The sequence below is a fragment of the Streptomyces sp. NPDC007856 genome (genome assembly GCF_042868225.1).
Taxonomy (GTDB): domain Bacteria; phylum Actinomycetota; class Actinomycetes; order Streptomycetales; family Streptomycetaceae; genus Streptomyces.
On the sequence record NZ_JBIAEC010000035.1, the window covers coordinates 1 to 14,139 of the forward strand.

Annotated in this window: 9 protein-coding genes; 3 read left to right on the top strand and 6 right to left on the bottom strand. The window is 69.2% G+C overall.

The window, feature by feature from the left end; translation table 11 throughout:
* Positions 1–203: 203 nt before the first annotated feature.
* Positions 204–1,934, bottom strand: coding sequence for a hypothetical protein (locus ACFYOH_RS41430; protein WP_388636617.1), 1,731 nt, complete (start codon positions 1,932–1,934; stop codon positions 204–206).
* Between the two features lie 7 nt (positions 1,935–1,941).
* Here ACFYOH_RS41430 and ACFYOH_RS41435 point away from each other — a divergent pair, with 7 nt between their 5' ends.
* Entirely contained in the window at positions 1,942–3,021 is a 1,080-nt protein-coding gene (locus ACFYOH_RS41435; RefSeq protein WP_388636619.1) for a hypothetical protein, read from the top strand.
* 2,508 nt (positions 3,022–5,529) lie between these two features.
* Here the strand turns inward: ACFYOH_RS41435 and ACFYOH_RS41440 are convergent.
* Positions 5,530–6,642, bottom strand: a complete 1,113-nt coding sequence (locus ACFYOH_RS41440) for a ricin-type beta-trefoil lectin domain protein (RefSeq protein ID WP_388636621.1) — start codon at positions 6,640–6,642, stop codon at positions 5,530–5,532.
* Between the two features lie 479 nt (positions 6,643–7,121).
* Here ACFYOH_RS41440 and ACFYOH_RS41445 point away from each other — a divergent pair, with 479 nt between their 5' ends.
* A complete protein-coding gene (locus ACFYOH_RS41445; protein WP_388636623.1) occupies positions 7,122–8,105 on the top strand; it encodes a ricin-type beta-trefoil lectin domain protein in 984 nt (327 codons plus the stop codon).
* 545 nt (positions 8,106–8,650) lie between these two features.
* Here the strand turns inward: ACFYOH_RS41445 and ACFYOH_RS41450 are convergent.
* The gene (locus tag ACFYOH_RS41450; RefSeq protein ID WP_388636625.1) at positions 8,651–9,019 is read right to left on the bottom strand and encodes a hypothetical protein; all 369 of its coding nucleotides are present in this window, start codon (positions 9,017–9,019) and stop codon (positions 8,651–8,653) included.
* Between the two features lie 1,033 nt (positions 9,020–10,052).
* A complete protein-coding gene (locus ACFYOH_RS41455; RefSeq protein WP_388636627.1) occupies positions 10,053–10,310 on the bottom strand; it encodes a response regulator transcription factor in 258 nt (85 codons plus the stop codon).
* A gap of 800 nt (positions 10,311–11,110) precedes the next feature.
* Here ACFYOH_RS41455 and ACFYOH_RS41460 point away from each other — a divergent pair.
* Positions 11,111–12,685 (top strand): ABC transporter substrate-binding protein, encoded by a 1,575-nt coding sequence (locus ACFYOH_RS41460; RefSeq protein ID WP_388636629.1) that lies wholly within the window; start codon positions 11,111–11,113, stop codon positions 12,683–12,685.
* Between the two features lie 463 nt (positions 12,686–13,148).
* Here ACFYOH_RS41460 and ACFYOH_RS41465 read toward each other — a convergent pair whose 3' ends face one another.
* Positions 13,149–13,730 carry an ATP/GTP-binding protein gene (locus ACFYOH_RS41465; RefSeq protein ID WP_388636631.1) on the bottom strand — a complete coding sequence of 194 codons (582 nt, stop codon included), beginning with the start codon at positions 13,728–13,730 and terminating at the stop codon, positions 13,149–13,151.
* Positions 13,731–13,822: 92 nt separating this feature from the next.
* Positions 13,823–14,134 carry a DUF742 domain-containing protein gene (locus ACFYOH_RS41470; protein WP_388636633.1) on the bottom strand — a complete coding sequence of 104 codons (312 nt, stop codon included), beginning with the start codon at positions 14,132–14,134 and terminating at the stop codon, positions 13,823–13,825.
* Between the last annotated feature and the right edge of the window lie 5 nt (positions 14,135–14,139).

The following is a 14,139-nucleotide window of genomic DNA, read 5'->3' on the forward strand; positions in this document are numbered from 1 at the left end:
AGGAACTCCTCGGCCCCCGCCGCCCCGCCACCGAATCCCCCTACGGACCAACCCGCACCCCCCGGATGAGCACACAAAGCACATCCACCTCCTGGCCGCCGACGAAGACGACGTCTGGGGCACCGAAGAAGGCGGCCTCCCCGCCTCCATCGGCCACTGACCCCACCCACCCAGACCGGCACGACACCGCCTCGATGCCCGGCTCACGAGGCCAGCTTCGAGGCGATCAGCTCGACGGCGCTCGCCAGTTCGTCCTTCATCCTGAGGTCGTCCCAGTCGAGTCCGAGTGCCGCGATCGTCCTACGGGCCTCTTCGACACGCACCGGGTCGGCGCCCGGGTCGCCGTCGGCCATGTCGTAGAGAGCCGCGGCGTACGCCTCCCGCTTGCCCGGCCCCAGCTTCTTCCAGAAGACGAGGCTCTTGCCGAGCCGCGCGGGAACGGAGCCGACCGTTTCGCCTCCGGTGTGGAGACCTGCCGTCTGCTCCCAGCGCTTGGCAAAGAACTTCCACGCCTTGTATGAGCCGAGGCCAAGTCCCGCGGCAGCGCCAGCTCCGGCGAGCGCCCAGCCAACCGGGGTCGCAAGGAGTGCGCCCGCACCCGCCGTCGCGCCTGCCGCGACGGCGCCCGAGGCGACGAGCGAAGCGACCGCGCCTCCCGTTCCCAGGGCACCCCCCGTCGCCGCGACGATCTTCTTGATCCGGCCGCGCTCGTTCTTGTGCAGCGCGTACTCTTGGATCGTGCGCAGCGAGATGTACTGAGGAGCCCCCGGGCGATGCGGTTCGACCTCCTGCGCTGCCTCGCCGAGCGCGGTGTCCATGGAGTCGACGACGCCCTGGTGTTCCCTCTGTCTCGTCGTCGCCTCCATCAGGCCCCGATCCACTTCCCGCAGGGTGAGCGCGATCTCCTGCAACTCTGCCCACGCCTGGTCGAGGACGTTCCGGTCCCCTCCCGTGAGCCGGTCCTGGGGCGAGCGGTCCATCTCCTCGGCGCGGGCCTCGTAGGCCGCCCTGCTGGCCGCGTACAGCTCGTGGACCGCGTTCTTCAGTTCCTGCCAGGCGGCGACTTCTTGCCTCGCTGCCTCCAGCGCGTTCTCCGGCTCCGCCGTCTCCGCGAACATGAGCTCGCGCAACGCCAAGACCCGGGCCTGCGCCTTGGCCGCCTTGCGGGCGAACCGGCCGGTCTGCAGCAACGACCCGGGCAGCGTCGCCGCGCCGCCGGCCGACAGCACCGCGTTGTAAACCACTGGTGCCTGCCCGCCGAAGTTCAGCGCTCCGCCCGCCCCGTTGAGGAGGTTGCCCACTAGACCCGAGGCGGCCTGAGCAACCTCGGCGCGCGCGCTCGCGACATCGCGGAACGCCTCCCGGTGGGCCGTGCTGCCCACCGGATGCCCGTCCATGCGGCTCTGCGCCTCCCTCAGCGCCTTGATTCCACTGGCGAGGCCGGCGCCGGCCGCGATGCCCGAGGCGAAGGGCGCCGCCATACCACCGGCATAGGAGGCGGGCGTGCTGACGGTGGGGTCCACATAGCGCGACCCGATGGTCAGGACGGTCGACGTGCCGACCTCCTGCGCGCTGATGTCGAGGACATCCTTGACCCTCCCCACGGTGGCCTCGGTGCCTTCGGTGCCCTTGGTCCTCGGGTGGTCCCCCTGGAGTACGCCGTCGTCCTGCCCGGTGGCTTGCGTCACCACCTCCTCGCTCCGTCCGGCATGGCCGGTCGGGACTCGGCCAGCACCCTGCGCGGACGGGTTCGTCCGCTGCACCTCGTCGGTGGACGGGTGCTCGGCGCCCGTGATGCGGACATCCGCCGCTTCGGGTGCACCGTCGAGGTCGCGGTCCGTCCGGTAGGGGCCGCTCGGCTCGCCCCGCTTCGGTTGCCGCGCGCCGCGAGGTACTCCCCTCTGCCCGATCTCGTAGGCTGTCTTCGACATCATGGAGGTGATGCCCAGCCTGCGTAAAGGCGAGTGCGACCACGTTGTCCACTGCGTGCGCCAGGTCCCGGTGACGGTCCGCCCGGCCGACGGACGAGGCATGGGCGCCGGCCAGGAGCCGATAGACCTCCACCTCGGCTTCGACCTGCGAAATCAGCTGGTCGACACCCTTGCGGCGCAGGTCGTTGAGGGTGTCGCCGCGGTAGGTACGGGCCGTGTCCAGCAGTTCGTCAAGGGCGTTCGCCCGCGCGGCGAAGAGGTCCGACTCGATCTCCTGGTAGCCCTTCAGGAGATCGTCGATCTCCGTGATCCGCGATGTCCGGCGGACATGGAGGAGGGAAGGGTCCTCGGTGTTCAGGCGGAAGCTCTCCGGGTCGAGGAGATCGGCATCCGACGGCTTGCCTCCGGCCGGGGCAGCAGACCTCTCGTCGACGGTGTTGTCACCACCCGAACCCGACAGATGCGGCCGCTCGGATTTCCGCAGGGCGGGACCGGGATACGTGGAGTCTGCGTCGGCGAGCGCTTGCCCGTGGTGCGGTGCCCGGGCGTCGCCTTCTCCGGCTCGAGTGGCGGTCTGGGTCACGGCCTGTCCGGTCCGGTCGTGAAGCCCGACAGTCTCGGCTCCGGCGTCGGCAGAGGGACCAGCCATGTCCACGGGCGGTTGCGCGAGACCCGGCTTGACGGGGTTCGGGCCGGGCTGGGGCCGTGGGCCCGCGGGGCGTGGCCGGAGTGTCCCGAACGCCCTGCCGAGCTGCACAGACACTTCCCGCGCCCCATCGCTGCCGCCGGGCAGGATCAACTGCCACGCGACAGCGGCGACGATGTCCTGACGCAACCGGGCGTAGGACGTCTCGTCCTGCCGGAAACCATGGGGTGTAGGCCGCACATGCCTGTCATCCACAATCGCGCCCGCCCGGTCCAGCAGTTCAGCGCGACGGGCCCGTGTTTCACCGGCCAATGCCTCACGTGCCTCGTCGAAGACTTGCTGATGGTGTGCGCGCATCTCCTCGTCGATCGGCGGCTCGGGCGCTGTGCGTCCTGCACGCCGGGCGGCCTGGTCGTTCTCAAGAGGTGCCGACCGGGGCGGTGAAACGACCGGTCCGGTCGCGACGCTCTCCCAGTCGGGGAGCGGGAAGACACCGTCCGGCTCGTCGCCGGTCACGATCCGGTGCGTTTCGATCTGGATGTTCCGGGCGGCCGAGTCCGGTGCGGCCTTCCAGGACCGGTTCATGCCCATGGCGATCCAGGCCTCATCCACCCAGGAGAGCAGCCTGGTGTACCTGTTGGGTCCGATACGGAGATTCAGCGCCGGCTTCCACACGAATCCCTTCACATGCCCGGCCAACTCCCCGGGCCAGGCGGAGTGCCTCCCACGACCGTGGACGTCTCTCGGACCCGGGTGTGAGCCAACGCCGGAATCAGGAGCTGAAGCGCGGACAGGGTCGGCGAGGGGTGATGGCCGTGCGGAGGTCGACTCGCGCACACCGGTATCGTCCAGCAAGCCCACCGGCCGTCCAGTTCCACCAGAGGGAGAGGCGCCGACGATTACGGCCGCGTGGCTGCGGCCGGTGGCGGTCGCCGCGCCATGTCCGGTCAGGACAACGAAGACATCGTCCGGCGCGGACGCGTCCTGGCCGGGCGCAATCCCATCGGACTGCGTGATTATGTGGCGTATTTCGTCTCTTCGGGATGGATCAGCGCCCGCATGTCCGAGAGCAAACACTTCGTGCGGTCCAGGGCTCTTCGTCTGTTCACCGGCCGTTGCCGTCGCCGGCGTCGCGACGGTTTGCACCTGACGGACACGACCGTCGGCAGAACCGCGCTCGGGCACGGCCGGAGCGCCGCCCCAGGCGCTGACCAGCTCGTCGAGGAATTCCGCCCGGCGCGGTGCACGCTGCCGCAGGAACGCCGCGTCGTGGAAATAGAAGAGCGCGGTCTCGGCCAGGTCGTCCACGGTGCTGCGCCGACCGTACTCGGTGACCGGCTCCTCCAGGTCCGCCAACCGGTGCTCGCTCTCGGTCCAGGTGCCCACCTGGCGGGTGAACCAAGACAGGTCCCCTTCCAGCAGTCGGCCGATACGCTCGGCGGCTTCGGCCGCCGTCTCGCTCGGCCGCCAACCGAACACCTCCCGACGGCGGGTCTGCAGTTCCCACACCGCCCGCGCGTGCCGCGGCGCCCGGAGCGCGAAGGACTCCGGCTCCCGCAGGAACCATCTGATCGACGTGTGAAAGTCCTCCCTCGGATCCGCCGCGGGCCTGCCGAGCACGTCTGTCACCGCGGGCTCCGCCTCGTGGCCGAAGCGCTCCTCGAAGCGGGGCAGCGCGTATCCCAGAAGCCTGGGAGCCAACGCCCGGACCACGTACCACGACACGGTGCGCGGACCGAACACCGCGTCCGTGAGGACATCCGCCGGTATCTCGACGGCCCTGCCGGTCTCCGGCTCCCGTCCCGCTGGTTCCGGCGCCGTCCGCGCGTCATCGGAGCGCGACGACGTCATCAGCCGTACCGAGGTGACCTCCTGGTCGAACCCGCGCCGGACGGAGTTCTCCCGCCCCCGGCCCATGATCCGCGAGAAGGGCTCCAGGCCCGCACGCACCTGCTCCAACACCTCAGAGGACGGGCCACGCCACCCCGCCGCGGGATCCGATTCCACCCGCACCCCGAACCGAAGGAAGATGTCCTGCCGCAGCCCCGATGACTCGGCAGAGTCTCCCCATGACGGCCGCGTGACCGTGCCGGCCGCGTCGACGCCCTCCTGGCCGCCGTCTACCGGCCTGTTCGACGGGCCGGCCTGCCGTGCTGGATCTTCACCCTGCATCGACGTGGTCCCGTGTGACGGACGGGTCGCGCCGAAGCAGCGGTCGCCCCGGATGGGGCCTCCGCAGGTGTCCAAGGGGTTTCAGTCACCGGGCCGTGCCATATCCTCGCCGAGAGATCCGAACATCAACCCTGTACAGGTAAGCGCGCGGCCGTTGCGATGACGAGTCTCAGCGCCCCCTCGGGGGGATTCTTGACAGCCCTCATGCGCCCGTCGGGCCCGTATTTGCACTTCCCTGACGGCGTGACCGGCTCCGGGCGTGGGGGTCTCGCCAGCCGATGGCGGCGGTATCGCGAAATCCGTCCGGAGGGACCGTGCGACAGGTCCGGAGCGGTTCGACTGCGGGCCGTCTGCGAGGAAGTTGGGGCGTCAGTGCCCGGGACGACGATGTCGTCGGCACCCGGGCCGGGAATTCCCGCCACTGCGCCGGACCACGGGAGCGGCCGCCCTCGGCTGCGTGGGTCGCTTCGTCGGCGGCGGCGTTCCGGCCGCCGCGTCCGGCCTGTTCCGGTGCTCACCCGGCCCGTCAGGCTCCACTACTCCCTCAGCGCGTCCGGAGGCGGCAAAGCCGTGAAACGCGTCACATACCGGGCGGCGTGCTGCTCCCTCCAGAGTGCTCCGGCCTCGTGTGCCTTGATGGCCGCGAGCGAACGGAAGGCAAACGGCACCACAAGGCTCTGAGCGCCCTGACCCGACGCGGGATCAACGCCCGTGGTGCCACACTGTGCGACCGCCGTCCCGCAGAGGCACGTCCCTTCGTCTCGTGGCTCGGCCTCAGTGTCAGGCAGCGGTCCACTTCTGGTTGTCGGTCCCTGCGCAGGACCACAGCTGGATGCGGGTGCCGTTCGCCCTGCCGTCGTCCCGTACGTCGGCGCACTTGTCCGCGAGAAGGCTCACCAGATCGTGCCTCGGGTTCAGCGAGAACTGCTGTGCGGGGCTGCCGTCGCAGCGTGAGAGTACGAGGTCCGTCCCTTCGTCGGTCGAGCCTCCCGCGAGCTGCACGCACATGCCGAGTGCGCGCATGGAACCGTTCGTGAACTCCCAGTGCTGCGAGGGGGCGTCCTTGCAGTCCCAGATCATGAGCCGGGCGCCCTGCGCGGCCCTGCCACCCACGACATCGATGCAGCGGTGCGAGGCGTGGCTGAACACGTTCACCCCCGGCGCCGAGACCTGGGGGTTCGTCGCGGGCCGGCTCGAAGCGGCGGAGGCGACGGCGGTCGAGTGCGCTGCGGGCGCCGCGGACCCGGTGTTCGCCGCGCTGCTCTTGGGCGAGCCGGCGGTGGGACGCGCCGCGCCCTTCGCACCGGTCGTGCCGGCGGGGGCATTCACCGAAGGCGCAACGAACACATCGGGCCCGTCGACGCCAGCAGTGCCATAGCCCCGGGAACCGTCTCGGTGATCGCCGTGCTGACCGCCCGCCGCACCCAGGGTCAGCACGGCTCCGCCGACCGCCAGCAGTCCCACGATGCCGACGACGGCTAGCGCGCCCCGTGATCCCGCTCGCCGGGTGCTCCTGCTCGAAGTCCGGTCGTCCAGCCGCTGTGGTGCGGCGATGCCCATGTCGGACGGGCCGGCCACATCATGAAGGTTGCCGAAAACTTCGGCGGCAATGGTTTCGGCGGAACTGGCGGCGTCGGCCCCGGCCTGTGCCGGTGACGGCGCGGGGGTGCGGACGGCCTCCTCTCGCGACCCGAGCGAGGAGAACCGGCTGAGACGAGGCACCGTGACCTCCGCACGGGGCGTCCGGTCGATCGCCTCCGGTGTGGAGAACTCGGCATCGTCCGACTCGGTGTTCTTCCGGTCCGGTGCGGAACCAGAACCGATGGGCTTGGCACTGCCCGGGATCCTCACGGGAAGGTCGCGTGCCGGCCGCGCCGGAGGTGTGGACTTCATGGGTTCCTTTCCGTGGGGGAAGCACTCCCCTACACACATCTAGCGAATGCGCCGCGCTTCGGGTTCACACAAGTGGCGTGTGACATGCGACTCATACGGCGCGGCGAGCAGCGGGCCGGCATCTTCCACGCATATCCCGCGCTCAGCCGCCGGCGCACGGCGTTCGACACCTTCGGCCGACGATAGTCAGACACCCGCGATGAACGATTGGAATACGTGTGTTGTCTCCCAGGGGATCCGATCGGATATGGAAATGGCCACGCCGGGCGGTTCCGGTGCAACTGCCCCGTCCTGCGGGCGGGGTGACGTTGCCCCGGCAGTAACACCTGCCTTCTCTGAGGCCGAGCGGACGGGCCAGCAACCCACTTGACCGGACCAAGGTCACATGTACTCTTGGCCCGGCAAGTTTCTGCTGCCCGAACCAAGGGCTCGTTCAGTCGCAGAAGAGACCCAGGCCGGGAAACTCGACAGGTGACACGATGGACTATTGCGGGTTGTGCCGGCGATCACTGAACGGTGCTTTCAGTTGCCCGGGATGCGGCACCCTCTACAAGGGGACCTCCGCTGCGGACCGGACCGACCACACGGCCGACAGCGACGCGGGCCGCTCGTCGGCAACCGACCCGGCCTCGGATTCCGTCGCCGAGGCAAAGGCCACCGCCTCCGCGCCGCAGGTGAGCGAGCGCCCCGCCATGGCGTCGCCGAGGAGGGGACTGCGGCACGGGTCACCCCTGTTGTGGACAGGCGCGGCCGGCCTGGTGGCCCTCTGCGCCGTGGTCGGCGTGCTGGACGCCCAAGTCCTGGGCCCCGTCGGCGCACGGGCGGCCGGCGCGCAGTACCCGGGGTCCGGTGACCAGCCGGACCTCGCCGCCTCGTCGACCGACTCGGCCTCCGTACCAACGCCCTCGCGCACGCCGGAGACAGCGACTCCCCGCAGCTCCGGTTCCGCCACGTCACCTGCGGACAGCGCCTCCGGTTCGGCCCGCCCCGGCGCGTCCTCCCGCGCCGACGGCACACCTGTCGCGGTCGGCAGCACCAGCCCTCAGCAGAGGTCTTCCCGCCCGGCCGTCCCACCGGGCCCGTCGGCTTCCTTCTACCCCGACACGGTGACCAGTTCGGCAGGCGCCTGCCTGAGCGTCGGTGAGGACACCCCCCACGGAGGGACATCGCTGGTGCTCGCCCCCTGCGACGGCTCCGCCGGGCAGGTGTGGCACTGGACGGCTGGTGGAGGTCTGCGGAGTGGGAGCGGGGACCGATGCCTGGATGTCGTCTCCGGCGATACCGCCGCCGGCACCGACGTACAGCTCTTCACGTGCAACGGCACCGCCGCGCAGGTCTGGGAATACAGTCCGAGCCGGCAACTGTTCAATCCGCACTCCGGCCGGTGCGTGGACAGCGCGAGCCTGGCACTCTGGGACTGCGCCGACAAGGCGGCCCAGCAGTGGAACGTGCACATCGACTGACCGAACCGATCGGCGCCGCCCCGGCTCCCACCGCGCGGGTCACTGCCGTCCCGTCCCCCGTCGGGAGCGCCCCTGGGGGCGGCCGTCCGCGCCCGCCGCCTCCCTGAAGGGAGAGCCGCGTCGCGAAGGGGGACCGTCCGGCGCGCCGCCCGGCCCACGGGCGCGCCCGGTGTGCGGAAGGTTCCGCCGGTCCAGACGACGAGCCCGTCGCCCGCGCCGCTGACGGCCGCCTCCGTCGGCGCGCCTGCCAGCACCGGTCGGGCGGCAGCAAGGACGCGTGCAGGCGCAGTGACAGGATTGCCTGCGCCAGCAGCAGGCAGGCCAGCAGAGCGCTGGCGACGTGGGACCGAGGGCGTGTGGGGGTGGCAGACCAGCCCTGTCGGGCACCCGCCCGAACGCCCACTCGACCCGGGTGATCTCGTCGAAGAGATTACCGGGGGGCGGGCCGCGGTCCCTGCGCCACCGGCACCCGCAGTTGCAGGGTGGACTCGTCGTCGTAACGCCCAGCCGGGGTCCTGTGGTTCTCGGCGGCCTTCATGGGCGCCTCACGTTGAAACCGAACCGCGCGTCGGCGACACCGTGGCAGAAGGCGGCGGTCGCTGCAAGAGTTCTGTCGATCCGCCAGTCCGTGCCGTCTCCGCGTCGAGCCAGACGAAGCCCATGACATCAGCGCGGGGGGTCACGGCACGCACCAGGTCCTTGATGTAGGTGGGTTTCCGGGATCCGGGGGCCGCTGTCTCGGCGACGAGCACCGGGCTGCGGGTGAGCGCCCGCGCCTCCTTGATGGCGGGGCCGAAGAAGGGGCGGAACCTGTGCGGGCCGCTCTGCATGCCCTGGCCAACCAGGCCCAGCCAGTCGACGTAGGCGTTGCCCGGGTGGTACGGCTTCAGGTGCACCGACAGCTTCGCGGTCACCGTGGGGGCTCCAGACCCAGATGACGTTCGACACCGCGGTGCCTTGGAAGAGGTCGTGGACGTGACCCCGACACACGCCAACGAAGTCCGCGGGGCCGACTCCGCCGGTGCCCCACGGCCGGCCGCCGGTGTTCATCCCGGGGGAGAACGCCAGCGCGATGGGCACGTTGAGATCGCGTACGGTCTCGGCGGTTCGCCGGACGTAGTCGTCGCCACGGCCCGCGGCGATGTCGCGGAGCACCAGCCGGAAGGGCGCCCAGGACAGGTAGGGCAGTATCCGCTGCCGCCACACGGACAGCCACTCGTCCGTCCGGAAACCCTCGTCCCAGGAGTGGCGCAGGGACAGCAGATTGAGCGCATTCCCTGTCTTCCCTGACCACAGTCCGAGGTAGCCGGGTGTCACGGGCTTCCCGGCGAAGGAGACACCGAACTACTTGCAGCCGTGCGGGGGCCGGATGTTTGTGACGTGGAACGGCCCATGGGGTGCCGTCCGTGTCCTGGACCCTTCTCCCTCGGCGCGGTGACGTTCCTGGGATGCCGGCCGGACCGCTCACAATTTCCCACAGCGGCCGGGCCGGGCTCGGGACGGGGCAGGTTGCGGGCGGGTGCGGCCCTGGCCGGCGTATCCGGGCCCGTGGCGTCCTCCCCCGCAGGATTCTCGGGGGACCCTTCCGCCGTCTTCTGCGACGGAGGAAGCGTCCAGGGCAGTTCGCCCCCCCTACAGCCCCTGACCGTCCGGCACCGCGGCAAACTCGTCCGAACGGCCGAACTGCGGCTCGCGATGGTTCATTTCCATGCGCGGCCTGGCAGACTGAACGAACGGTCAACGGCGACCACGGCATCGCGTCGCATGCTCGGCAGGCAGGGCCCGGCACAGGATGTGGGACGTCAGGAGCCGGACGGGGTCTCTGCCGCAGCGGTCACCACTCGACACCTCGCGGAAAGAATGGGCGAAGCCGGCGACGGCGCCCGCCTCACGGCCTCAGCTATGCACGGACGCACGGCAATCCGGCCCTTCGCGGCACATGCCGGATCACAGGATGCCCATGCGGATGACGTAGGCGACGGCGTGCGTGCGGTTGCGCAGTTCCAGGCGCTTGATCACTGCCTGGATCACACTCTTGATCAGACGCTCGGAGTAGCTGAGCTGGTTGGCGATCTCGACGGTGTCGAAGCCCTCCGCCAGGAGTCTGAGCACGTCGACCTCACGCTGTGCCAGTTCCACGGGCAGCGGACCGGACGGGGTCTCCTTGTTCTGCATGGTGCGCATCTGCTCCAGCAGCATCCCCATCAGTGCCCTCGGTACCGTCGAGCGCCCGTGGTACGCCTCGACGACCGCCGCAGTGATCTGGCCGAAGCCGACGCGGGCCCGTACCAGGAAACTCGCAAGGCCGTGGTCACCGCAAACGTGAGTTGCTGCTCCGAAATGTGATCCGCGACCAGCACGATTCGTACGCGGCCACTCGTCACTTGGCTTGCGCGGCTCATCGTGGAGAGCGTCTTGGCGGTGACCGTGGAGGTCAGCACGACCAGGATGTCAGCGCTCGCGAGTTCGTCGGCCTTCAGCACCTTGACTCTGTCGTCCGCGTTCAGGAAGGCCGACGTCCCGTTTCGAGTGAGGAGTTCGTGGCCTACACGACCACTCCCAGGACAGGGTCCGCTCCGGTGAGTTTGTGTTGTGCGCTCATCGTGGGCCCATCTCGATGATGCGGTTCGCAGGCGCAGACAGGGACAACGGCAGTGTCGGCCTGTGCACCCACCGACTGCTGGGCCTGCGGATGCAGATACACCTATACAACGAGCGCGACGGCCACGAGGTTCACACCTCGCCGCTTTCATGAGGTCGGACTGCCGAGGGCCAGGCCGGTCCCGGTACGGGCCACCGGGAGTACCGGGCCGGTGCAAGTGAGCTGGTCGCGTACGACCGGACCAGCGCCGCCGCTACGGCAGATGAACACCCGGCGAATTCGCGGCCATGCCAACGGCAACATGTTTCTCTTGCATACGTGTTACCAAAGCACGTAACCGTCAGTGCACATGTGTCGGGATAGGGTATGCCGACCCCCCGTGTGGCAGCTCTAGGAGCATGACGTGTTCAACAGGAATCCAAGGTTGCGTCGGCTGGCGACGCTTCTGTCCCTCTCGCTGGTGGGAGGGTGCGGAATCCTTTCTTCGGACCCGACCGGCGGACACCCGATCGTCGTCGGAACCACCAGTTACCCGAGTACACTGGACCCGGCCGCCTCCTGGGACGATTCCTGGGAACTGTTCCGCAACGTGTACCAGACGCTGCTGAACTACCGCCCCGGCACGAGCAGTCCGGTGCCCGACGCCGCCGACTCCTGCGAATTCACGAGCACGAAGGACATGACGTACCGCTGTGTCCTACGTGACGGTCTGACGTTCTCCAACGGCGACAAGCTCGACGCCCAGGCCGTGAAGTACTCCATCGACCGAATCATGCGGATCAACGCGGCCAGCGGCCCAGCAGGCCTCCTGGACAACCTGAGCCGGATCGACGTCAGCGGCGACAAAGAGATCATCTTTCAGCTCAAGATGCCGGACGCCACCTTCCCGCTCCTCCTCACCACCCCTGCCACGTCGATCGTCGACCCCGCGGACTACCCGGCGACAGCCATCCGCGAGGACAGCGGGATCACCGGGTCGGGGCCTTACACGCTGGAGTCCTACAAGGACGGCCAGGAGGCCGAACTCGCCAAGAACGACCTCTACAAGGGTGTGGCCGAGCGGAAGAACGACGGGGTCACCATCCGCTACTTCCATGACTCCAGCAGCCTGGTAAAGGCCCTAAGGAGCGGGAAGATCGACATCATCTACCACGGCCTCGACTCCTCGGACATCGTCGCCCTGCAGAGCGGTTCGTCCGACATGAAGGTCTCGCTCTCGGAGAGCGAGGGTGTCGACATCAGTTACCTGGTGTTCAATCCGAAGGACCCGTGGGCCGACAAGGCGGCCGTCCGCCGGGCCGTGGCCCAGGTGGTGGACAGGGAGGCGATCGCACAGCACGTCTTCCAGAACACCGTCGACCCGCTCTACTCTACGGTGCCTGCGGGAGTGTACGGGCACACCACGGTCTTCTTCGACAAATTCGGCGAACCCAACGTTCCGAAGGCCCGCCAGATCCTCTCGGACGCGGGCATCCACCAGCGCGTCCCGCTGACCTTCTGGTACACCACCGACCGCTACGGCTCCCAGACCGGCGCGGCCTTCCAGGAGCTCAAGCGCCAGCTCGACGACTCGGGCCTCTTCAGGATCACCCTCGAAGGCCGTCCTTGGAAGACGTTCGCGCAGGGCTACCAGCAGGGTAAGTACCCGGTGTTCGGCCGCGGCTGGTACCCCGACTTCCTGGACGCCGACAACTACATCACGCCTTTTGTGGGCGATCACAATGCCCTGGGCACCCCCTACGACTCGCCGAGGATCACCGACGTGCTGCTGCCGCGGTCCCGACGCGAGAGCGACCGCGTGAAAGCGGCCAAGCCGCTGGAGCAGGCCGAACAGATCATCGCCGACGACGTCCAGTTGCTGCCGTTGTGGCAGGGCAAGCAGTACATAGCGTCGGCCGCAGACATCGCCGGCGCACAGTGGGTGCTGGACCCGTCGATGATCATGACGATGTGGCAGCTGTACCGCATCGGACTCTGAGCTGTCGGCCGGCCTGGGCTCCCCTGTGAGTCTTCCGTGCGGCGGTGCCCGTGGACGCGGGGACGCCGCGCGGACGCGGTCCCGGCTGCCGTCCGGCGGCGCGGCGGCATCCACCTCGTGAACTCCCCTGTCACGGACGGTTCCCGGCCCTCGGACAGAGCGCTGTCCCTGTGCCTTCAGGCCCCCGGGCCGAAAGACACAGGGATAGACGTGGCATGAGGTAGCACGTCGGCGGCCCTCGCCAGGCAGCGCTGCGCCGCCGGTGGACGACGAGGTCCCGTTCCAAAGGGCTTCCCTGTCTGCGGTTTCGGCAGACGCGACGGCAACGCCGTCAAGGCCGGGCCCGCGCGTGACGCAGCGAGGCCGCACACGCGCTTCTCCTCGCATGTGCGGCCGCTGCCCCGGCGTTCCTACGGGCGTGCCCGCGCCTCCAGCCGGTCGGGAGGGCGGACTCGGCCTGGCCTCAGCCGCGGGTCTCCTGCCGTCGTACCTCGGCCGCCAGCACATGCTCGACGGCCTGCACGAGCACCTCTTTGACGGAGTCGCGGTGGCGTGCGTCGCACAGCAGCACCGGGACGTCCGGCCCGAGGCTCAGAGCGGCACGCACGCTCTCGACCGGGTAGCTGCGTGCATGATCGAAGCAGTTGACGGCCATGACGAACGGCAGTCCGGCCCGTTCGAAGTAGTCGATGGCGGAGAAGGAGTGCTCCAGGCGACGAGTGTCGGCCAGCACCACGGCGCAGAGTGCTCCGGAGGCCAGTTCGTCCCACATGAACCAGTACCGTTCCTGCCCGGGAGTGCCGAACAGGAAGACCGCCAGTTGGTTGTGGATGGTGATCCTGCCGAAGTCCATGGCTACGGTGGTGGTCGTCTTCTGTTCCACGCCCGAGAGATCGTCGATGCCCACGCCGGACAGAGTCAACGACTCCTCCGTGTGGAACGGCACGATCTCGCTGACTGCCCCGACCAGGGTGGTCTTCCCGGCTCCGAAGCCCCCGGAGACAAGGATCTTCACCGCCGTGGGCAGCTCATCCCCGTGTTCCACCAGGGTCTCTCCTGCGAGTACTGACAACTGCGGTTTCCTTCCTCGGTCCGAAGTACGGCGCCGCCCCTTGCCCGGCACCCGGCCGTCGCGTCTCACAGCGCCCGAAGGCCACGGAGTACTTCTTCGATGAGTGCCACGTTCGGACGGTCTGCGGACGCGGGCTCGCGCACCCTGATGGCACCCACTTCGAGCAGGTCGCCCAGCAGCACGCGGATGACGCCCACCGGCAGATTCATGCTTGCGGCGACCTCAGTCACCGTTCGTGGCCGACGGCACAGCTCGATGATCGTGTGGTGCTCGGGCTGCACAGTCGCCGCCCAGTGCGGCAGACCTTCGTCGGTGGTGACGACGAAGGCCACAAGGTTGAACGCGGTCCGCTTGCTGGGTGTTCGGCCGCGGACCATCGCGT